Below are 22,155 nucleotides of genomic sequence, written 5' to 3' on the forward strand. Positions count from 1 at the left end.
AACACACTTTTAACCAGTGTGTTTCAAAAACGGTTGATCTCTACCCAAACGCTTGTTAGTTATAAAGAAAAACCACAAAAATTGCATTTAATTCAATGAAAACGAACTTTTAATATTTAATTAGAAATCTAGGTTAGCGAGTTCGATGCCGAACTGAAGTCCATATTTTTTCTTCAGCAGGGCGCTGTTATTAAATATCGGATTAAAATCTTTCTGAACAAAAAGCTTAATGCCTGCATAACTGATTCCAAATTTCCCTCCAACAACAAAATCGTTGATCCCGTTCATAATTCTTTCCCTTTCCACCATCCTTTTGGTATTCTCATTGGAATACTTAATATAGTTCACGCTTCCTACCTTTACGCCGCCATAAATTCCCATGATCAGGCTCAGCTGTCTTTTTCTGTTGTCCAGATATTTCACACCCTCATACTCTGTGTAGCTAGGATTTAAAACAAACCTCAGGTCCACAGGGATGTAGATATAAGTAATATTGAGTCTTGTGCTCTTTAAATTTCCCCTGTTGAAATCATCTATAAAAAGATTCGTGTTTTCCTGTTTGAAAACATTTCCGTACTTAGGCACATACTGGTCTGTCCTCATTCCTAAACCAAAACGGTAGAAAACCGGGCTTTTGAAGCCTCCGATCTGGGCTTCGTAGCGGAGCGCAAACTGGGACGAATTGAAAACCGTATTCCTCGTCTCCGAATCCTTGTTATAAAAGCTGAAAGGCTGGTCTTTTGAAGTAAGTCCGCTTCCCATGAGACTTACCGAGATGTCAAGGGTTTTCAGGAAATATCTTGGATCATTGGTGTTCTTTCTGTCTCCAAACTTCATATTAATCCCATCAATACCCAGCCATGCTTCATTTTTAGAACCGGCAGAATCATGGCTCATCAATACGGAGTTTTTTACAATCTCCCGGGTTGCCTGCTGAAGCTCTCCCTGCTGTGCATCTACCTTATCATTAATGATCTGCTGGTATTTAAAAGCTGTTTCTTCACGCTGTTTCTGTTTTTCCTCTGAGGTGATCTTCTTTTCACTAAATTGACGATCTATCACATCCAGCTCTATGTTCATTTTTGATTTTTCGGCTACCACGATGCTGTCGATCTTTTTAGAATACTGTGATATCTTTTGGTTAACATCCGGGGTTTCCTGGGCAAAGCTGCACGTAAAAGCAAGGGCAGCCGCCATTAAAGCAAACTTGGTTTTCATGTTTTTTTATTTTTTTTGACAATATGCTCTCCCTGTTCCATTCAGAACAGTATTTTATTTTTATAAAGTGTTGATGATTTATTTGGGATCCAGATAAACGGTCACTCCCAAAACGGTTACATTACCTACATCCGGAACTATTTTATGGAGTTTAATGACCCCATATTTCCGATCTTCCCTGTTTGATCTTTCACGGGTTTTATCTAATTCCCTGCCCAAAAGAAGCTCATCCGGGTTGATGTAATTTGATTTTGGCCTGTTCGCTTCTGCCATTACAGCAAGATCAGAATGATTAATTCCTTTATTTTCCTGAACGGTTCTGATCTCTTCAGTGTGATGCCCTGCAATCTGTTGTTCCTTCTGTTCAGGAATTACAGTTTCATTTACTTGTATTTCTTTTCCGGGAGTTAATACCTTTTCCGGGATTACTATTTTTTTAGAATATTCTGCAGCTATCTTTATTTCATTTTTATGAGGAGCTTTTTCATCAGAAATCACAGGCTGAACGAAAAGATCTGAGTTGACAGGATTCACTTTTTTACGAGACTTCTCTTTCACGATGTAATCTGTCTTTTTATGATCAGTTTCAGTTCTGAGATTATAATAAAGTACGGTTCCTACCGAAAGCAATACCAATAATACGGCAGCAGCGTATCCCCACCACTGAAACGGCTTTTTAAGGCTCACAGCCGGCTCATCTCCCATCTCCCGCTCCATCCTGTCCCAAAGGTCTGCAGAAGGCTTTATTTCGAGCTTTTCATAGTCAGATTTTAATTGTTTCAGTATCTCTTTTCTCATTTTGTTTAGCTTTTAAAAATTCCGTCAGCCATTTTTTCGCTTTACTCAGCTGGCTTTTACTGGTACCTTCTGAAATATTCAGAATTTCTGCAATCTCCTGATGCTTTTTCTCTTCAAAGACATATAAGTTGAAAATCAATCTATATCCTGTTGGCATTTGTGAAAGGATTTCCTCAACATTGAGCTCTTCCAGCCGCTCATCTCCATCGTCATCAGAATAATCATCTGCAATTTCAATATCGGCATAGAGGATGTTCCTGTTTTTCCTGACAAAGCTTATAGAGTCATTCACTATAATTTTCCTAAGCCAGAACGGAAAACTTTTCCATTCCCTGCATTCATCCAGCTTGGTAAAGCATTTCATAAATGCATTGATCAGGATATCTTCCGCATCATGGATATTATTGACATAAGAATTGGCTATGGCCAGCATTTTAGCTGAAAACATCTCGTACAGAGCTTTCTGGGCTCGCCGGTCCTGTTTTTTTGCCAGTAAAAAATTCTTTTCAAGATTCTCCATGTTTCAGTTTCTATCTATAAGACGGGGTTTATAATAAAAGGTTGCCCGAAAATAAAAAAAAATTGCACTTTTTTTGAAAGTGCAATTTAATATTTTAATAATCAATTGATTATAATTAATGTTTTACTGAAGAAACTTCTTCCGGATTGTGCTTATGCCTGAATAATATGGCAAAAAATATAGCAAGCACCAACGCATACATTGCAAAAGAAAGCCAGATGTTCTGCCAGTCTTTCACCATCACTACATTAGAAAGTGTTCCGTCTGCATTCACCGCTGAATTAAAGCTGTTTTTAAGGATCTCAAGAAAAGTGGGATTATCCGCTGTGGTATCCAGATAAGCGGACAGATCTGAAGCATTTGTGAATTTGTGGGTAAAAAATTTATCAATGGCCCAACCGGCAATATAGCTTCCGAAAAGAGCTCCGAAACCGTTGGTCATCATCATAAATAATCCCTGTGCAGATGATCTTATCTTTTTATCAGTTGTAGTTTCTACAAAAAGAGAGCCTGAAATATTAAAGAAGTCAAACGCCATTCCATAGACGATACAGGAAAGGATAATCAGTGAAAGCCCGAAGCCATCCGGCACACCATAGGCAAAGAACCCGAATCTCAACACCCAGGCCAGCATAGATATCAGCATTACCTTTTTAATTCCAAATTTCTTCAAAAAGAAAGGAATTGCAAGGATAAACAGGGTCTCTGATACCTGAGATATAGACATAATAATTGTGGATCTCTGTACAACAAATGAATCTGCATATTTCGGGAAATGTGAAAATTCGCTTAAGAATACATCCCCGTACGCATTGGTCAGCTGAAGTGCAGCTCCCAAAAGCATTGAAAATAGAAAGAACAGAGCCATTTTATAGCTTCCGAAAAGCTTGAATGCATTCAGTCCCAATTGTTCGGAAAGCGGTGCATTTTTATCGATAAGTTTCTGCGGCGGACATTTCGGTAACGTCAGCGCATAGATTCCCAGGCATATGGCAATGGCTCCCCCTATGTAAAACTGTCCTTCAGTGGCTTTATTCCCGGTAAGGTTGGTAATCCACATGGCTACAATAAACCCGATGGTTCCCCAGACACGGATGGGCGGAAAGTCTTTCACCACATCCAGATTACTGTTTTTCAGAACGGTGTAGGAAATAGAATTCGCCAGGGCGATGGTTGGCATGTAAAAACACATGGCCAGAAGCATCAGATAAAAGAAAGAGTTGGGATCTGCGGAATGAGGCAGTATAAAAAGTATAATACCATACAGAATATGCAGTACCGAAAAAATCCGTTCGGCATTTACCCAGCGGTCAGCAATAATCCCGGTAATGGTCGGCATAAAAATGGAAGCTATTCCCATGGTTCCGAAAACAGCTCCGAACTGTGTTCCGTCCCAGTGTTTTGTACCGAACCAAAAATTAGCCATCGTAATCAGCCATGCTCCCCAAACGAAGAACTGGAGAAAGCTGAGGATGGTCAGTCGTAATTTTAAATTCATAGTTTAGTATAAAGTATCTCTTAATCAATTTTCTTTTTCCGCCTCTTGATTTCTTCCTGAATTTCCAGAGCGGTATCAAAATCCTCTTCTTTTACAGCATCCTCCAATAATTTCTGAAGTTCCTCCATAGATACAGCTTTTAAATTATCTTCAGACTGTACGGTTTCTGAGAACGGCTGATCTTCTTTTGAAACATCTTCCAGTTCAAGAAGGATTCCTGCTTCATTCAGAACCTGCTGCGTGGTAAAAATGGGAGCATCAAACCTTACGGCCATGGCCACTGCATCAGAAGTTCTTGCATCCAGGATCAGCTCCTCATCATTGGCTTTATTTTTAAAATTGATATTAGAAAAAAATACGCCATCTACGATCTGGTAGATAATAACAGAAACCAATTCATAATTGGCAGAAACGATAAATTTGGTGAACAGATCATGGGTAAGCGGACGTGGCGGATGGATATCTTTTTCCAGTCCCAGCGAAATAGACTGAGCCTCGAAATTTCCTATGACAACAGGTAATTTTATATGTGTCTCTTCATGTTCCAATAACAAAGCGTACGCCCCTGATTGGGTCTGGCTGTACGATATTCCGCGAATAATTAGCTGTTTATAATCCATAGGTACAAATATAGATTAATTTTTTGTTGTGTTTTCAGTTTTTTACGCAAAAATAAAAGCCCGGAAAAGCCCGAGCTTTTATGTTATAAGTGAATTGTAAATTGTGAATTATCAATAGTGAATTTTGCTTCGCAAATGAATGATTATTAATTGACAAGCAAGGCGAATTGACTCTTCACTATTGACTTTTTATCCTTTAATGGCTTTAATTTTCTCCGTTAAAGCAGGAATGATCTGGAATGCATCTCCTACTACCCCATAATCAGCAGACTTGAAGAATGGTGCTTCAGCGTCGTTATTGATTACTACGATTGTTTTAGAAGAGTTTACCCCAGCTAAGTGCTGGATGGCTCCGGAAATACCCACTGCAATATAAAGGTTAGGTGAAATAGCTTTACCTGTTTGTCCTACGTGCTCTGTGTGCGGTCTCCATCCGATATCAGAAACCGGCTTGGAACATGCTGTAGCAGCTCCCAGAACATTAGCAAGCTCTTCAACCATTCCCCAGTTTTCAGGACCTTTCATTCCTCTTCCTGCAGAAACAACGATTTCAGCTTCTTTAAGGTCTAATTTCCCTGAGCTCTGCTCATGAGAGATTACTTTAGTATCTTCATTGGCTACTGACAGGTTTTTCACTTCTTCTGAACCTGACACTGCACTTTCCTTTACTCCGAAAGCATTTTGAGATACGGTAACAATTACTCCGCTTCCTTCAGCTTTTGCATGCATGAACCCTTTTCCTGAGAATGCTCTTCTTTTCACCTGGAACGGAGAAAGACTTTCAGGCGCTTCCAGAACATTGGTAATTAAAGAATAATTCTTCATTACTGCAAGCATTGGAGCGATAGATGAAGCGTCTGTAGTGTGAGGGAAAACAATAACATTTCCATCAGCCACTTCACTTACAGCCTGGGCAAATGCTTTTGCTGAGAAGTTTTTAAGACCTTCGTCTTTGATATTAATTACATTGGATGCTCCATATTTGTATAATAAATCTGAAGAATCTGTTGGGTTTACAGAGATTGCCGTTACGGTATCTCCTGCCTGATCTGCCACTGCTTTAGCATAAGAAACTGCTTCAAAAGCTGCTTTTTTGTAAACTCCGTTTATATTTTCTGCGTATACGAATACTGCCATTATTTTAAATTTAAAAATTAAAAGATTGAAAATTAATAGATTAAGAAATTGGATTCAGTCCAAGGTTTTTTAATTTCCTTCTTCTGGCTTCCAGCTTCTAACCTTTAGATTACTTTAGCTTCTTCGTGAAGTAATCTTACCAATTCATCCAGATTGTCAGGAGAAACCATTTTCACAGCAGCTCTTGGCGGTACGCTGTCATAAGATACTCCCTGAACTTTCACTTCAGAAGAAGACGGCTCCGCCACCTGCAAAGGCTTTGTTCTTGCAGACATGATTCCTCTCATATTCGGGATGATCAGATCTTTTTCATCTACCAATCCTTTTTGTCCTGCAATTACGGCAGGTAATTTTACTGATATCGTTTCTTTTCCACCTTCAATTTCTCTTACTGCAGTGGCTTCACTTCCATTTACATCCAATCCTACCGATGCATTCACGAAAGGCTGATTCAATAGCTGAGCTACCATTCCAGGTACGGAACCTCCGTTATAGTCAATGGATTCTTTACCGCAAAGGATCAGGTCATACCCTCCGTTTTGCGCTACGGCAGCAATTTCTTTTGCTGTAGAATAGCTGTCTTTAGGATCAAGGTTTACTCTTACTGCATCATTGGCACCGATCGCTAATGCTTTTCTAACCACCGGTTCTGTAGCAGCATCTCCTACGTTGATCACTGTTACAGTTGCACCCTGAGATTCCTGAAGTTTAACTGCTTTTGTTAATGCAAATTCATCTAAAGGATTGATTACCCACTGAATTCCATTTTTGTCGAAGGCAGATTTATCTGCTGTAAAGTTAATCTTGGAAGTAGTATCCGGAACACTACTGATACAAACTAATATTTTCATGTGTACTATTTTATTTTTCTCCCTTTATCGCATGAAAACCCATTGGTTCAATGCCGGGATTTTATATTTTTAATTCCTGTAAATATAAACAAAAAATATATTATGCATGCATAATATATATCGATTTATTATTCAGCGCATTAAAAATAATAAAAACGCTCTGATGTAGAGCGTTTTTATTTTATTATGGATGATGCCTGTATTATTTTTTGATGAATTTCTTAGAAAACACAGCTCCGTGACTCTCCATATGGATGACGTAAACTCCCGGATTAAGACCTCTGACATCAATTTTATTATGTTCAAGTTTCGTATTCATCTTTCTTCCTGCTGTATCATAAATTTCCGCTTTGGTAATTTGTGATTTAGACTGTAGTGTAATAATATCAGTGGCCGGACTAGGATAAACCAAAATATTGTCATCTTCTGCAATCACTTCTTTTGTGTTTAATACAGTTGCATTGGTAGCGATGAGTGTATAGTCATCAAAAGAAGTAGGATGAGCTACCGTATTTCCTGTCTCAACTGCTGAAACAAAATCCATTTCAAAAGGATCTACCCCTACAGCAGCCGATGTATATGTTCCCGACGGGCTGTAAACGGTACCTCCGGGGCTAGTCCAGGTAGCTACTCCTGTAGTTTTATTAAATGTACACCTTAATTTAATCCATGTATTGGCAGGATATGTATAGGTATTGGGCTCAAGATAAAAAAGATAATTCCCTGTTACTCCAGTCGCAGTATTCGTATAGTAGGCTATCCCAATCGCTCTTTTCGAGGCATAATCATATCCGGCCCCAAGCAGTGTTTTATGGGTTGTTCCATCATAAACTAAAACAGTTCCCCTGCCAGAGCCTCCTGTAGCGCTTCCCGTGTACAAATTAAATTCCAGTTTAAGGATATCATTTCCCGCTGTTCTTGAGGCCCATGCTATATCTAATCCTTTTTTCCACATATACTTTGTTCCACTTCCCGTTGCACTTCCTGTAAGCTGCAAAGATTTACCATGCGCCGCATCTATGTTTACAATCTGGGCATCTGAATTGGAGCCTCCCACAAAGTCCGTATAAAATCCACCTTGCCCTGGTACTGTCGGGGTAATGGAAGTACCCACATTCCCTATCGTGTAGGCATTAAAATCATCACTTTGTAAGGACTGGGCATTGAATGTCTGAACCAGACCGAATACAAATGCGCCCATTGATAAAACTTTTTTCATAAAATATTTTTTTTAAATTCGATATCAATATAACAATTATGAGTAAGCCTACTTAATAATTATCTTAAATTCCAAGCAATCTATTTACATTTTTCGCTTTATGCCTGCAAACCTAGTTCAATTTAAAAATGAAATCAATACCTAAAATTAGGGAGTTTTAAATCCCGGAAGCAAGATATACAAATCCCCTGTTTAAGCTGATTTCAGGCCACTTCTGAAGGTTATAAAGCTTCTCAACCATCTTATGAACTTATCCGGAAAATCCTTAATAAGTTTCTGCAAATCACTTTCTATTGATAAGACCACCTAATTTTAAAAAGGTTGCCCTGAACTAAAAATATTTTATGTATTTCCAATATGTTAAAGAGAGGGAAGCCAGAAGAAGGAAGCTGGAAGTCAGTATCGGACTGAAAATTTCTTACCGTTATCATAACCAATAACTAGTTTAAAACTATTAAACTAATATAGATGTCCTTTAAACTTCAATTGCTTCACTCTTCCGGCTTCCGGTCCTTTTTATGCCGGTTTAGTAGCCCTAAACTCGATCTTACTTGGCAAAACCCTTGGATTCATTTTCAGAATGTCCAGAACCAGATTTCCCATATCCTCAGGCTGGATCTTCCAGCTGTCTTTTTCTGAAGGGATATTTCCGTTGAAATTCGTAGCCACAGAACCTGGCATAATGACCGTAGATTTGATGTTATATTTTCTGAGATCAATCATTGCAGCCTGAGTAAATCCTACCACTCCGAATTTTGAAGCATTATAACCGGTTCCGTTTTCAAAGAAATTGGCCCCTGCCAGGCTTGAAACCGTGATATAATATCCCTCTGTCTTTTTTAATTCTTCCACAGTGGCTTTTAAAGTATAAAAAGCACCTGTGAGATTTGTTTCTATCATAGAGTTCCATTCTTCGGCACTCAACTCATCGACAGGCTTGAATATTCCAAGGCCTGCATTCGCAATCACAAAATCCAGCCTGCCAAATTTTTCCGTTATTTGCTGTACTGCTTCCTGTTCGTTTTCGAGGCTTCTTACATCAGAAACGATCCCCAGAACGTTTTCTGAATACTGTTTAAGCTCTTGTTCTGCTTTTTCCACATCCTCTTGCTTTCGTCCTGAAAAAGCTATTGAAATACCATTTTCAAGCAATATCCGGGCTATCCCGAAACCGATTCCTTTTGTTCCCCCTGTAATATAGGCTACTTTCTGATCTGACATATTTTTAATTTTTTTTAGTCCTCTAAAAATAAAAAAAACGCCCCAATTGAGGCGTTTTGCTGGTCCTGAATTTTACAGGTATTATTTTTTAATGAATTTTTCGACTGTTTTCCCGTCTTTTGTTTCAAAGCTTACGATATAGCTTCCTGAATTAAGATTTTTTACATCCACTTTATTTCCTTCAAGCTGAGCCGGAACTTTTTTCCCGGACATATCATAAATTTCAAGATTACTGATTTTCATCTCGGTAAGGATATTCAGATAATCAACCGTAGGATTTGGTCCGATTGCAATAATTGAAGATTTTCTGGCATCATTTTCAACAGTTGCCAAGGTAGTATTGTTACCGGCATGTACGGAATAATTATCGATACCAAAAGTAGTTGGTCCTGCATTTACAGGAGCTGTTGCAGAAGCTCTGTAAGGAGAACTGTACACATCAAATTCCGTAGGATCAATATCTGCTACGGTAGTGGCTCCACTTACTGTCAGCGTAATAGGTGCTGCGTTTCCGATTGTATAAGTGATTTCTCCGGTTGTCTTATTATAACTGTATCCCACGGTTACCCATGTATTAGCTGGGTAAACAGTTGCGGAGATCCCTGTAATCGTATAAAAGGCAGCGTTTAATCCTGTATCAAGATAAGCCAGTCCTGTCATCAGTTTTGTCTGAGAATTATATCTTACTCCTACAATTCCGTCATCAGCACCAAAAAGGGCTATTCCAGATGCATGCTGATTGGTAGAGGTTCCGGTATAAATTTCGGCTCTTCCTTTAACAATGTTGTTTCCAGGCGTTCTTGCAGCCCAGGCTGTCTCCAATCCGCTTTTAAAAACGTAACGTGCAGATGTAGCCGCACCATCATTTCCACCTGTTACCTGAAGGTATTTTCCATGAGCTGCATCACCATTTACAATCTGAAAATCAGTAACCGCTCCATTATAGACAGTCATACCTCCTTGTCCGGCCACGGTGCCTGCTGTAGAAGTAGCTACATTTCCTATAGTATAGGAATTATAGTTGTCGGATTCTAAAAGCTGTGCAGAAGTTGAAATTGCTGAAGCTAATGCTAAGCAAACTAGTAGATTTCTTTTCATGTTATTTTTTTTATTTACCTGGTAAATATAGAACTTTTATTCTAAATAGGTAAAATATTAATCATAAATATGAAATAAAATAATTTTTTAAACAATAAATCCAACAATATGTTATTTTAATCCATTTTAAACATTATATAATATTTAAATTATTTTTCTAAAAAATTCCTACAATAAAAATATTTTAACTAAAAAATCATTAAATCACAAAAACATTCACCAAATGATTATTATTATCTCGTAAATAATGGAAAGTCAATATCATATCGCGTTATGATTATTTTTTTATAAATTTCCCGGAAAAACTTCCATTCTCTGTTTTAATATTGATTAAATACAGACCCGCCGGCAGCTTTGCCACCTCTATTTTATCATTTTCCAATCCTGAGTGCACTTTTCTTCCTGCAACATCAAATATTTCAGAGCTTTTTATTTTTCCGGCAACAGAGACTGAAATAAAATCCGCAGCCGGATTCGGATAGATATTGACGGTATTTTTGTTCAAAGTTTTATCTAATGATGAAAGCTGGGCTTCATTATACACTTTGACGTTATCAATAAAAGCTGTTCCCTCAGTATTATCATGTACAAAACGCAGCTGATTCATATCTATTGATTCTGCGGCCGTGCCTGAACAAATCAGCATTCCATTCAGATAATATTTAATACCTGTAGCAGTTCCCATCACTGTAAGACTGTACCAAAGATTGGGTTCCCAGATAGCAGATACAGATTCCATGACCGGTACACCTGAAATCATTTTAAGTACTTTAACTGTTCCAGTATGATCAAAATCCAATCTGACGACGAATTTTTCATCCGCACTGCTCAGTCCCTGAAAACTAAAGATGGATCCGTTAAGCTGAGACATCTTCATATCAAAAGAAACCGTAAAATTATTATAGGGCAGCATGACAGGAAGATTATTAAATGCTCCTATAATAGGGATAGACTGGGTTCCATACGTATTTTCCTTTATAATTCTGAGGGAATGAAAACCATCAGAGGCATCATCTGAACAAACTGTCTGGTTGAGGACATTAGCAGGGAAATCGCCTGTGGGCGTACTGATCCAAGTTCCCTGTCCATTGATGTCTCCTGTGTAAAATCCATCCAGTGTTTCAAAGGAAACCACCTGCTGCTGCGCCAAATAAAATGCTGAAAACAAGCAGAATGCAAATAAATAGTTCTTTTTCATGGTATTATTTTTAGGTAGAACTAAAAATAAACACATACCACATCTAAAAAAATATCATTTGATAGGGATATTCTCATAAAAAAGCGTAAAGCGTTCCGATTCCGGAACGCTTTATCAATATGCTTATAAGCTATTTATTATTTCGAATAATTTTCAAAGAATAATGGAATACTCTCAATTCCCTTGTAGAAATTAAAAAGTCCGTAATGTTCATTGGGTGAGTGAATGGCATCCGAATCCAGTCCAAAGCCCATCAATACGGATTTAGCGCCCAATACTTTTTCAAACATTGCGGTGATTGGAATACTTCCTCCACTTCTGTAGGGCAGAACTTCTTTACCAAATGCCGTTTCCATGGCCTGTTTGGCTGCTAAAAACTCTTTGGTATCACTTGGCAGAACATAAGGCATTCCTCCATGATGCGGTGTTACTTTAACCTTAACGTTCTCAGGAGCAATTTTCTCAAAATACTTAGTGAATTTTTCTGTGATTTCTTCAGGAGTCTGATAAGGAACCAGACGCATTGAAATTTTAGCGGAAGCTTTGGAAGGAATTACTGTTTTAGCCCCTTCTCCGGTATATCCACCCCAGATTCCGTTACAGTCTAAAGTTGGACGGATGGAGGTTCTTTCCAGCGTAGTATAGCTTTTTTCACCTTCCACTCCATTCAGCCCGATAGACTTTTTGAACTCTTCAGGATTATCCTTCAGTTTGTTCATATCTGCTCTTTCGGCATCAGATACAGTTTCTACGTTGTCGTAAAATCCATCAATGGTAATATGCCCGTCTTCATCAATCAGTTTGGCGATCATTCTGGAAAGTACGTGGATAGGGTTTGGAACCGCTCCCCCGTACAGCCCTGAGTGAAGGTCTCTGTTTGGTCCTTCAATTTCCACTTCCACATAGCTCAATCCTCTTAAACCAGTTGTTACCGTTGGCTGTTCGTTGCTGTAGATATGCGTGTCAGAGATCAGGATACAGTCGCAGGAAAGTTTTTCTTTATTTTCATTAACGAAATCTCCCAGGCTCACAGATCCCACTTCTTCTTCACCTTCCAGAATAAATTTTACGTTGCAAGGAAGTGTATTGGTCTTCATCATCGCTTCAAAAGCTTTTACATGCATGAAGAACTGTCCTTTGTCATCTGCGGAACCTCTGGCGAAAATCGCTCCGTCCGGGTGAAGTTCAGTTTTTTCAATGTACGGCTCAAAAGGTGGTTTTCTCCATAATTCAAGCGGATCAGCAGGCTGTACATCATAGTGCCCGTATACCAATACCGTAGGAAGGTTTTTATCTAATATTTTCTCTCCGAAAACAATCGGATAGCCTTTTGTCTGACATACTTCAACATGATCTGCTCCTGCATTTCTCAAATGTTCTGCACACAAGTCCGCACATTTCAATACATCGTTCTTATAGGCCGGATCTGCAGAAATAGAAGGAATTCTCAATAACTCAAATAATTCATCCACGAAACGCTGTTTGTTTTCGTTGATGTAATTTAATGTCTCTTGCATTTTAAAATTTGTTTTGTTAAAAATAAAAAAATTGGCCTGCAGCAGCAAGCAAAAACAGATAATTTTCCGAATAAGAGTAAAATTTAGTAAGCAAAGGGAATACTTTTTTTCATTCATTTTTATTTATCAATAAAGCAAGACGGGAAATGCAAGAAGTAATGGCTGGAATCTACAGCATATTCCGTCTTATAATGATTCCTGGTGAAAGCCATTTTATATACGCTTAAAACCGTATAAAACAATCACTCATATACTTTCTACAGATTACCCATGTAACTTCTGGTAAATTGTACGGGTAATTTTTCAAGTTTATATGGATAAGTTGATCAAAAACTCATTACAGACGGCGAAATAAATAAATGAAAAGTGAAGAAATACCATTATTTTTTTATAGTATCATAACCAAAATTACACAAACCCGGCAATTTTTCTTATTCATCAGCATTTTATTTTGATTTTATGCGGGTTTTATTTTGTTTTACCACCTCACAAATGTTCAACTTAAAATCGAAAAAAAATGTCAATCACATCCAATGCTATTTCCAACCCCTCATAAGTTGAAAGGCTGCTAAGTTATTGTCTATAACGGCATAATTATCATGGCTAAACCAGCTAAATATACATCCAAACATCTATAGCATCCAAAAATGATGAACTTAAAGTATTAGACTTCATCTTCGCCAAATAGCAGGAGCAACACCAACTGGAAAAGCGACAACAGTAATAAAATCCAGCTATATCACTAACCTGGCAGATCAAGTTGTGGCTATTTATAATCAAAAATCATATTTCCAAATAAAATTGTTTATGTAATAATGATTTATCCATGAGCAATTTTTTCCATGCACAAAAACACAAAATGAAAAATTCTAAAGGATTAAATTATATGATGGAACTGGGTCTAGTTCTGCTATTTTCTATTTACACTTATTTTTTCTTCTCATTATCCAGAGATACTTATGATTACATAAGCCTGGCTAATTATATTAAAGAAGGAAGGTTCTACTATTCCAATAATGAATACAGCACGGTTTGGCCACTAGGATATCCTCTGCTTATAGCAGCTGTTTCTTATCTTGGTCTACCTTTGAAAATAAGTTTATTTAGTCTGAGCTTGTCGTTATTTATTGCCAGTTATAAGCTGCTTGGAAAGATCCTGGAAGGAGAAAATGGTTATGTTGTTGCAATCCTGATCTTATCATTTTTCCATGGTATTTATAAATCAAATGCGGCAGAACCTTTATTTGTTTTTTGCATTATTTCCATTCTTTATGTTATCAAAAATTTTGATTATTCTTTAAGAAGTCATTTAATTCTGGCCGGATTATTCTTTTTGCTGGTTGAAACAAAGCATACCGGCATTTTTCTGATTCCGTTTAGTATCATCTACCTGAATGGATTTAGCATCAATAGAAAATCACTTCTCTTAGTATTAACTACTTTGCCATTACTGATTGTTTTTATCCTCAGACTCTACTTTATAGGGAGTATCACCGGAGAAAACAGAATACCTAATTCTGACAGCTTACTAAAAATTATAAAAGGATCATTCAATATAAGCCACTATCATGAGTTTAAGAGGCAATATCATGTTTATTTTTTCTCCATTTTATTTTTAATGATTGCAGCTTTTGGAACTTATTTAAAACACTACAAGAAATATTCCCGATACATTCTTTATATTTTTGTACTGGCTATTTTTTATTATTGCTATATTGTATTATTAAGATACAGAACTTTTTTTTCGGGGCTGGAACCAAGATTTATGGTGCCGTATGTTCTCTTTAGCCTGATCTGTATATTACTGGTTTTTCAGAAAGCCCGGAAATATTTCATTCTCTTTTCTGTGATCATCTTAGGAATCTCTTTCTATTTTAATTTTAAATACAAGTACAAGACTTATTATACAAATGACATATTTGATTTAGCATCTTTTAAGGGGCAGACAAAGGTTACAAATGTCATTGTTGACAGACAAACGTCAATCGTTGTAGCTAATAGTCTGTTTAAGTATGAAAAGACGATCATTGATGCTGATTTGTTGACCGCCCGTTTAACGAATAACAATAAAGATTCTTTACATTATGGAAATGGCAGTGTATTTGTGATAAAGAAAAGTAGAGATACCATTAAAATAGTAGATTTAACGGTAAACAAAAATTTCAAAAAATAGTGCTCTTCAATAAATCATATTTTCGGTAGTGTATTTATTTATAAAAGAAGATTCTCGGAGAAAACAAATCAGAAATCTTGTATATGAACAGCCTAGAGTAAGTATGTTTCCAAAAAAGTTGGTCTTTTTTTTGGAAAAGAATTTCAAGAATTGGATCTGTTAAACAAAAATGTCCTGCACCATGGCAGGACATTCTTTATATTGTGTACTCTTAATTAGTGTTCAGTCTTCGGAGCTTTCTCAGCTTCAGCAGGTTTTACTGCTGCTGTACTGTCTGTTTTAGGAGCTGCAGTTTCGTGCTTTTCAGCTGGGGCTGCCTCATGGTGACCCGCTGCAGCCTCGTGACCGTGTGCTTCGCCTCCACCCTGAGCATCATCAGAATATCTCTCTACTCCTTCTTCCAGTTTCAGCGTATTCTTGTTTCCTCCTGCCTGGATTTTTTTACAGCTTACGGCTACCGTTGCAACAGCTAAACATATAATTAGTTTTTTCATATGTAAAATTTATTTTTTAAGGTCTGTGGAATCGCAATTTTTAGCCGGTTATCTTTATTTTAACAGCAAGCGATTTCCAGCTTGAATTTTTAATTGCCCAAAATTAAGAAATCCTGCTTTTTGGGGCAACATTTTTATACTGATTTTAAAATAATTTTACCTTTTTTGGATTGTGTAAAAATAAGGTAGTCTTTTCCGCCGTCTTTTATCCCATATTTCTTTTTGATTTCTTCCGGTTTCAGAGGATAATTTTTTGAAATGATATTGAAAGAGTCTTTCTTTTTAATCTGCTTAGATTCAATAATTTCCATCTCAAAAACTCTCCCGGGAAAATCATCAACCTTTTGATCTGAAGTATAGATATGGGTATTGGGATGCAGCTTTTTAAGTCCGAATCTTTCAGAGATCAGATTAAAAACACCTGCTTTTAAAATACTGTTGTTCGGGATGTATATGAATTTTTCCGGCTCGGAATAAGCTGCCTGGCTTTTTTCTTCTTCTCCAAACCTGAATAAAAATGCAGATTCTTCACTTTCGAGATTCACACAGTTCACCATAATTTCATCCTTTTCCTCACTGGACAGGAAAATAACAGCCTCCTTTACATCATTTCTTACTGCGATAATTTCTATCCTGAAAATTTCCGGCAGCACAGAGACCAGATATTTTATATCGATCAAGGGAGAAAGCTTGACCACCACCTGATCTCCTCTTGACAGAAGCTTTTCTTTGATCTGAAGAATGTCGGGTGAAAGATCTTCCAGAAGAAAAACTTTATTTTTGTTCTGGTCTCTTCTTGCCGGATCCAGATAAATAATGTCAAAATGCTCCTGACTGTCATTCAGAAAATCTTCCAGGTTTTGATTTATAAAAGTTGCATCCCGCTCTAATACAGCCCAGTTATGCTTTACAATATCCAACAATTGCGGATTCTGTTCCACCAAAGTAACTTCATTAAAATTTTGGGAAAGGTAATAGGCATCAATTCCGAAACCACTGGTAAGATCAATGAATTTCTCACCTTTGAACATCTGCGATTTATAAAGAGCTGTTTTCTCTGAGGATGCCTGTTCCAGATTCAGCTGGGGCGGAAAAATAATTCCTTCCTTTAAAAGAAAGGGAAATTTTTTCTGCGCGGTCTGCTTTCCTTTGATCTGCTGGACGATTTCCTGCATGGAAACTTCGGGAAATGTTGATTTTTTCAGGAGAAGGGTATGCAGATCTGTGTTTAGATTGGCATGGATGTAGTCCTGGATTTCTTTGCTGATTAAGTTATTTCCCACAGATTTTTTGAATTTTCATAATATTGTAAAACGCCCGCATATCAATAGAAATACTTTGACTCCGTTCAGTATGGCATTTGGAATTTTAAAAACTTAACCTGGCTTACTGAAGAATCAAAGTGCCTTCTTATCTTTTATAAAAAATATAGTCCGTCAATATCGGCTTGATACCGTTCTGTTTAAGAAGCGTATTGATCTGACCACGGTGATAGGTGGAATGGTTAACGGCATGGAACAGCATTTCAAAAATACTGTTTTCAAACCTGTCTCCCCTTGAATTACGGTATCCAATTCTTGTATCCAGATCCTGGCTTTGAACTATTTCAGTGCTTTTCAGAAAGTTCTGGTGGTTGATGTTTTCAAGCGCTTCGAAAGGATTGATCTGCCATACTTCAAAGGTCTCTTCTCCTGATATTCTTGCATTCCAGATTTGCTGGGCATTGAGTGTATGATTGATCAGACTGATTGTTTTTTCATCAACTTTTGATATATTTTCTGAAATCTTTTTGATCATTTCTCTGTTGAAATGATAGGTGTATTCAAATAGGTCGATCAGTTTTTCTATCATTTCAGATTATTTTTTGAGTTAACCACAGATGGCACAGATTTATACGGATGCTTGTGCATATTTTTTGTTATAAAAAAATGAAATTATTCAAACATTTCAGCCCATCGTACGGGTTTTATTTCTTTTTCGTTGTAGAGATCCTCAATTGATCTTTTAACCTCTAATTTGGGGTATAAATTTACTCCTATCAGCTTTATTTTTCCTTCTTCCACCCATTTTTGCTCCTGAACAGCCTGATCATAGATTTTTTTCTGGATCGTTCCCTGCTTTAAAAGCTCAAGATATCCACCGCCCTCTTCAATCTCAACAAAGAGCGTCCAGGATTTTTCTGCGATCTGACGGGTAATGTCTTCAATATAATAACTTCCGTTGGACGCATCCTCAAATACATTAATGATACTTTCGTATGCCATCACGATTTGTTGTTTAAAGGAAATTTCTTCGGAATTGTCCGTGCTTCTGTCAACCAGGTAATTGTTGCTGAAAACGGCATCTGCTCCGGCAATCATCGCAGAAGCGAGCTCTAATGTAGAACGGATCAGGTTATTTTCGGTGTCTGCAATAGCTTTGTTCCTTAATGATGTTTCCGCAAAAATGTATGGGGTTTCATTGCAGCCATATTCTTTGGATAACTGGTTAAAAACTATTTTAAATGCTCTCAGCTTTGCCATCTCAAAGAAATAATTCCCTCCGACTGCAATCCTGAAAATCAGTTTATTTAAAATATCAGGTCCGTAAACTTCTGCAAGTTCTTTGGTTTTTGCCAGTGCAATGGCCAGCTGCTGATAAATGGCGGCCCCGGCATTCTGGTGAAGTGAAATATCTATACAAATATTTCTTTTGAAGTCCTTGGATAAAAGTTCCTTTGCAAGCTGATCATCAATAATGCCTTCATTTTCGTTAAAAACATCAATCAGCGAGAAATATTGGTCCTCTTCCTTAGGACTGATATGCCCGGCAAGGTCTTTATTATTAACAAAAAGAGTCTTCTGCTCCAGCGTTTCTACATTCTGATCCAAAATAAATGCAAATACATCTTCTTCCAGACTTTCATGGTATCTTGCTACCAGATGAGTATTTTCTTCCACTTTTGGCAGGTTGGCCACGGGCTTCTGAATTTCACTGTAAAAAGGTTTTACTTCTATCCCTTCAAGGTTTTCTTTCTTCAGGACAGCGTAAATATCTTCTGTTTTAAGTTGTTTTTTTACTAAGTTTTCCCAGTTTGGAAGTATATCTGTATTGGACATGGACTATTGGTTAATTTGTGAAAGATCAATTGTGAATTTTGCTTCGCAAGTCAATTGGAAATTAATAAAAAATGACCATTGACCATTCACTATTGACATTTTATTTTTTAGCAGCATCAGCGCTGTCTACTACCAGAATGAAGATTTCTTCATTTGGTTTTTTCATAAAATAATTTTCCCTTGCGTATTTTTCTTTTTCCGACTTATTGTTCATCAGCTTCTTATAAAAAGCATCGTTCTTTTCATATTCTTTTTTATAATATTCCAGCTGGTCTTCATATCGGCTGATCTCACCGTTCAGTTCATGAATAACAAGGAAAGAGGTTTTATCAAAGAAAATCATCCATACCAGAAACATACAGATGGTAATGGTATATTTGTTCAGCACATATTTCTGGATCAGTTTGAATGTTTCAGACTTCGGCTGGATGTCTTTAATAAGTTTGTTTTCTTTCATTTTAATGTTTTCTCAACGAATTTTTGATAACAGTAGTTAAAAAATCAATCGCTACGGAATTCTGTCTCATATTCGGAATGATAAGATCTGCTTCATTCTTCGATGGTTCTATAAATTCCTGATGCATTGGTTTCAGTGTGGTCTGGTACCTGTGAAGCACTTCACCAAGGTCTCTTCCTCTTTCCTGTGTATCTCTCCTGATCCTCCTGATCAGCCTTTCATCAGAATCAGCATGAACAAATACTTTCAAATCGAATTCCTTCAGCAGTTCTTTGTTCGTAAGGACCAGAATACCTTCTACTACCAATACATTTTTAGGTTCTACAGTGACATGGTCGCCGGTTCGGGAATGAGTAACAAAGCTGTAAACGGGCTGTTCAATGGGCTCGTTATTTTTTAAAGCTTTCACATGTTTGATCATCAAATCGAAATCTATGGACTTTGGATGGTCATAGTTCAGAGCTTCTCTCTCGGTAAGAGTCAGATTCTGATTATCATGATAATAATTATCCTGAGAAAGGATATTCATTCCTTCAATATCAAGCTGCTGCAGTATCTTGTCAACAACTGTAGTTTTGCCGGATCCTGTTCCTCCGGCAATTCCTATTACAAGCATTCCTTTTTTGTTTCTTTATAGTTGGTACAAATATACTATTTTAGATGAATGCAAGTAAAACAATCCCTGCAGATTTTGGTTTTAACAAAAAATCCGGTGACTAAGCACCGGATTTAAAAGGTTTTCAAAACTTTTATTTCTTGATGAATTTTGAAGATAAATCAATTCCTTTTACGGTCAGGATATAATTTCCGGACGGAAGGTTCGAAATATCTATTTTATTTTTACCGTTTCCGATCGTCGTTTCCATTATTTTTCTACCTTCCATGTTATGGATTTCGGCTTTTTCTTCCTTATCTCCTTTTAATACAACAAAGATTGCGTCAGTAGCAGGGTTCGGATATACGGAAGCCTGGTTTTCTTTCTTCACTTCTTTTGTGCTCAGGGCGCAGTTGTATTCCGGAAGTACATATCCGGCAGCGGTAAACTCCTCTGTCATCGCCGTAATATCATTACAATTGAATCCAAACTGTCCTAACATATCAATTCCAGCCTGTCTTACGGCAATAGCGGCATTCTGCTGGTTTGTGCTGGAGGTTGTTAAATCCAGTCCTTCCAAAAAGGCTCTGTCTGTTTTCTCTTTTCCTATTCTGTTCCAGATTCTCATCAGTGCAGAAGCCCAGATTTGTCCTTTTGTATGGATTGCTCCCGTTCCTGGATACGTAACAGTATAGTTGGTGATTCTGCCTGCCCAATATTGGTTGTGCCCGTCCCAGTTAAACATCCAGTTATACTCAGGAGCTGAAGAAGCCCATTGATTTAAGCTTCTGCTGTAGGACTGCGCCCAATAATCACCACATCCTTCACTTAATCCATCTGAATTGGAAACTCCTCCGGAAAGCCAGTGATGAATTCCGTGTCCCAGTTCATGTATAATAACATCTGCATCTTCAGCGTCATCTACGCCTCCCTGGCCAAACTGCAGCACTCCGGAAGTACTATAACTGGAATTATCGGCTCCATTTAAAGCGTGAGGATCGTAAAGAACAGCCCCTCCATTCGTTGTCGGCCTGCAGGTTATTCCCAATGTTTCATTGATGTATCTCAAACTTTTATCTACATGCCAGAATACATTTACCGCCTCAAAGCCCAATTCACTTCTATTGAATAAAAACTGGTTGGTAGCCTGAGTGAATAATCCTGAATTAGGATTACTTACATTGGCAATTTCTACGTAAGCATTTTTTAATTTATAAACATTATTGGCAAACTCTATATCAGATAAAGTCACTAAAGTTCTGGCATTATCAAGGCTGGCATTGGTTGCGTCATTATTATCTACAAAATTACCTGTATAGGCAGATCCTGTTTTCGACAACGGATCCGGATCAAAAACATAGCCGGAGCCGGAAGCTTTAAAACTGTTTTTTTTCTGTGTTTTAGGTGCTTTATTTTTTTTGTGGTCATCAGAGTCGCCTTCATGTCCGCGGTGGTATACGGCAATATCCTTTACGCTTACTACAGTACCTGTCTTTGCATCAATAATCGTTTCCCAGCTGCCAGGATTGTCATAAGGATTAATTACAGCTCTATACACCAGCTTGGTATCACCTTCATCCGTTATATAAACAAACAGTTTATTTTCCTGATAAGTAATCGCTCCTTCTCCCTTACTGGCCACGATAGCCTTTTTGAACGCATCAGCAGCAGATATAGAAGGAACAGTATCCACTTCCTTCAGGTTTTTTTTCAGACTTTCCGTCGCCGTATAGCTTAATTTGCCTTCCTTATTGAAGTGAACTAAAATTTCAGACTGAAAAACAGGAACATCTTTGATCATCTGCTGAAAACGCAGTGTTTCGCCTGTATTTCCTTTACGTACTGAGCTAAGTTTAAGTGTACTGAATCCCGGAATTCCTAAAGTTCTTGTGTTTTCTTTTATCCAGCTTCTGGCCGGGGTTTCAAAAGATGATGTCTGGGCATTTAATGCGGAAAAGCATAATATACCGCAAAGAAGCATCGAAGTAATTTTTTGTTTCATTGATTTATATTTTATAGTGCGTTGTATTTGCTAATATAAATAAATTTAAACATATTTATCACCAAAAAGCGAGTAATTTGCAACAAAAGTTACATTTTCAACAAAAACTCCACCCAAAGGTGGAGTTTCACTTATACGATTTCGCTTGTTAATTCTCTTGAAAGCAGTTTTTCATGCATAGGCTTCAGCAAATCCAGAGCGCCTGTTTTTACCGTGCATTTGCCTTTATAATGGACCAGCATGGTGCATTGTTCTGCCTGTTCCAGTGTATGTTTGCAGATTTCGATCAGACAATCGATCACATAATCAAACGTGTGAACATCATCGTTATGAAGAACAAGCTTATAGACTTCATCTGTGTCATCCAAAACCAATACTTCCTCTTCATACTGCCGTTTCGGATCTTCGTAATCTTTTATGCTGTTATAAAAAAACATCTTT

At 37.5% G+C, this 22,155-nt stretch carries 21 protein-coding genes; 1 reads left to right on the plus strand and 20 read right to left on the minus strand.

Annotated features, from left to right (window positions below):
• Positions 1-120 precede the first annotated feature (120 nt).
• The 12 genes from B7E04_RS15210 to B7E04_RS15265 form a co-directional block, all read right to left on the minus strand.
• Positions 121-1,218 (minus strand): hypothetical protein, encoded by a 1,098-nt coding sequence (locus B7E04_RS15210; RefSeq protein ID WP_080779391.1) that lies wholly within the window; start codon positions 1,216-1,218, stop codon positions 121-123.
• Positions 1,219-1,296: 78 nt separating this feature from the next.
• Entirely contained in the window at positions 1,297-2,016 is a 720-nt protein-coding gene (locus B7E04_RS15215; RefSeq protein ID WP_080779392.1) for a hypothetical protein, read from the minus strand.
• Positions 1,982-2,536 carry an RNA polymerase sigma factor gene (locus B7E04_RS15220; RefSeq protein WP_080779393.1) on the minus strand — a complete coding sequence of 185 codons (555 nt, stop codon included), beginning with the start codon at positions 2,534-2,536 and terminating at the stop codon, positions 1,982-1,984. The genes B7E04_RS15215 and B7E04_RS15220 overlap by 35 nt, the downstream gene beginning before the upstream one ends.
• A 115-nt stretch (positions 2,537-2,651) precedes the next feature.
• The gene (locus B7E04_RS15225) at positions 2,652-4,034 is read right to left on the minus strand and encodes a nucleoside permease (protein WP_080779394.1); all 1,383 of its coding nucleotides are present in this window, start codon (positions 4,032-4,034) and stop codon (positions 2,652-2,654) included.
• Between the two features lie 20 nt (positions 4,035-4,054).
• The gene (locus B7E04_RS15230; protein WP_080779395.1) at positions 4,055-4,654 is read right to left on the minus strand and encodes a bifunctional nuclease family protein; all 600 of its coding nucleotides are present in this window, start codon (positions 4,652-4,654) and stop codon (positions 4,055-4,057) included.
• 189 nt (positions 4,655-4,843) lie between these two features.
• Positions 4,844-5,791, minus strand: a complete 948-nt coding sequence (locus tag B7E04_RS15235; protein ID WP_080779396.1) for an electron transfer flavoprotein subunit alpha/FixB family protein — start codon at positions 5,789-5,791, stop codon at positions 4,844-4,846.
• A 104-nt stretch (positions 5,792-5,895) separates the two neighbouring features.
• On the minus strand, positions 5,896-6,642 hold the full coding sequence (locus B7E04_RS15240) for an electron transfer flavoprotein subunit beta/FixA family protein (RefSeq protein ID WP_080779397.1): 747 nt from the start codon (positions 6,640-6,642) through the stop codon (positions 5,896-5,898).
• Between the two features lie 202 nt (positions 6,643-6,844).
• Complete coding sequence (locus B7E04_RS15245; protein ID WP_080779398.1) at positions 6,845-7,861, minus strand: T9SS type A sorting domain-containing protein; 1,017 nt, start codon at positions 7,859-7,861, stop codon at positions 6,845-6,847.
• A gap of 516 nt (positions 7,862-8,377) precedes the next feature.
• Positions 8,378-9,082 (minus strand): SDR family oxidoreductase, encoded by a 705-nt coding sequence (locus tag B7E04_RS15250; RefSeq protein ID WP_080779399.1) that lies wholly within the window; start codon positions 9,080-9,082, stop codon positions 8,378-8,380.
• Positions 9,083-9,163: 81 nt separating this feature from the next.
• Positions 9,164-10,180, minus strand: coding sequence for a T9SS type A sorting domain-containing protein (locus tag B7E04_RS15255; protein ID WP_080779400.1), 1,017 nt, complete (start codon positions 10,178-10,180; stop codon positions 9,164-9,166).
• Between the two features lie 277 nt (positions 10,181-10,457).
• Positions 10,458-11,378, minus strand: a complete 921-nt coding sequence (locus B7E04_RS15260) for a T9SS type A sorting domain-containing protein (RefSeq protein ID WP_165439450.1) — start codon at positions 11,376-11,378, stop codon at positions 10,458-10,460.
• Positions 11,379-11,515: 137 nt separating this feature from the next.
• Positions 11,516-12,895: a dipeptidase gene (locus tag B7E04_RS15265; RefSeq protein WP_080780707.1), complete on the minus strand. Its 1,380-nt coding sequence runs from the start codon at positions 12,893-12,895 to the stop codon at positions 11,516-11,518.
• Between the two features lie 859 nt (positions 12,896-13,754).
• On the opposite strand from B7E04_RS15265, the gene B7E04_RS15270 reads away from it, so the two are divergent.
• Complete coding sequence (locus B7E04_RS15270; protein ID WP_139785412.1) at positions 13,755-15,068, plus strand: hypothetical protein; 1,314 nt, start codon at positions 13,755-13,757, stop codon at positions 15,066-15,068.
• Positions 15,069-15,283: 215 nt separating this feature from the next.
• Here the strand turns inward: B7E04_RS15270 and B7E04_RS15275 are convergent, their stop codons facing one another.
• The 8 genes from B7E04_RS15275 to B7E04_RS15310 form a co-directional block, all read right to left on the minus strand.
• A complete protein-coding gene (locus B7E04_RS15275; protein WP_080779403.1) occupies positions 15,284-15,562 on the minus strand; it encodes a hypothetical protein in 279 nt (92 codons plus the stop codon).
• 134 nt (positions 15,563-15,696) lie between these two features.
• On the minus strand, positions 15,697-16,845 hold the full coding sequence (locus B7E04_RS15280; RefSeq protein WP_139785413.1) for a class I SAM-dependent methyltransferase: 1,149 nt from the start codon (positions 16,843-16,845) through the stop codon (positions 15,697-15,699).
• A gap of 127 nt (positions 16,846-16,972) precedes the next feature.
• Positions 16,973-17,413 carry a DinB family protein gene (locus B7E04_RS15285; protein WP_080779404.1) on the minus strand — a complete coding sequence of 147 codons (441 nt, stop codon included), beginning with the start codon at positions 17,411-17,413 and terminating at the stop codon, positions 16,973-16,975.
• 83 nt (positions 17,414-17,496) lie between these two features.
• A complete protein-coding gene (locus tag B7E04_RS15290; RefSeq protein ID WP_080779405.1) occupies positions 17,497-18,660 on the minus strand; it encodes a methylmalonyl-CoA mutase family protein in 1,164 nt (387 codons plus the stop codon).
• Between the two features lie 100 nt (positions 18,661-18,760).
• A complete protein-coding gene (locus B7E04_RS15295; RefSeq protein ID WP_080779406.1) occupies positions 18,761-19,117 on the minus strand; it encodes an FtsB family cell division protein in 357 nt (118 codons plus the stop codon).
• A 1-nt stretch (position 19,118) separates the two neighbouring features.
• Positions 19,119-19,733 carry a uridine kinase gene (udk, locus tag B7E04_RS15300; protein WP_048506915.1) on the minus strand — a complete coding sequence of 205 codons (615 nt, stop codon included), beginning with the start codon at positions 19,731-19,733 and terminating at the stop codon, positions 19,119-19,121.
• A 133-nt stretch (positions 19,734-19,866) separates the two neighbouring features.
• On the minus strand, positions 19,867-21,714 hold the full coding sequence (locus B7E04_RS15305) for a T9SS type A sorting domain-containing protein (protein ID WP_080779407.1): 1,848 nt from the start codon (positions 21,712-21,714) through the stop codon (positions 19,867-19,869).
• Positions 21,715-21,845: 131 nt separating this feature from the next.
• On the minus strand, positions 21,846-22,151 hold the full coding sequence (locus tag B7E04_RS15310) for an ATP-dependent Clp protease adaptor ClpS (RefSeq protein WP_080780709.1): 306 nt from the start codon (positions 22,149-22,151) through the stop codon (positions 21,846-21,848).
• Between the last annotated feature and the right edge of the window lie 4 nt (positions 22,152-22,155).

It is taken from the genome of Chryseobacterium phocaeense (genome assembly GCF_900169075.1).
Lineage (GTDB): Bacteria > Bacteroidota > Bacteroidia > Flavobacteriales > Weeksellaceae > Chryseobacterium > Chryseobacterium phocaeense.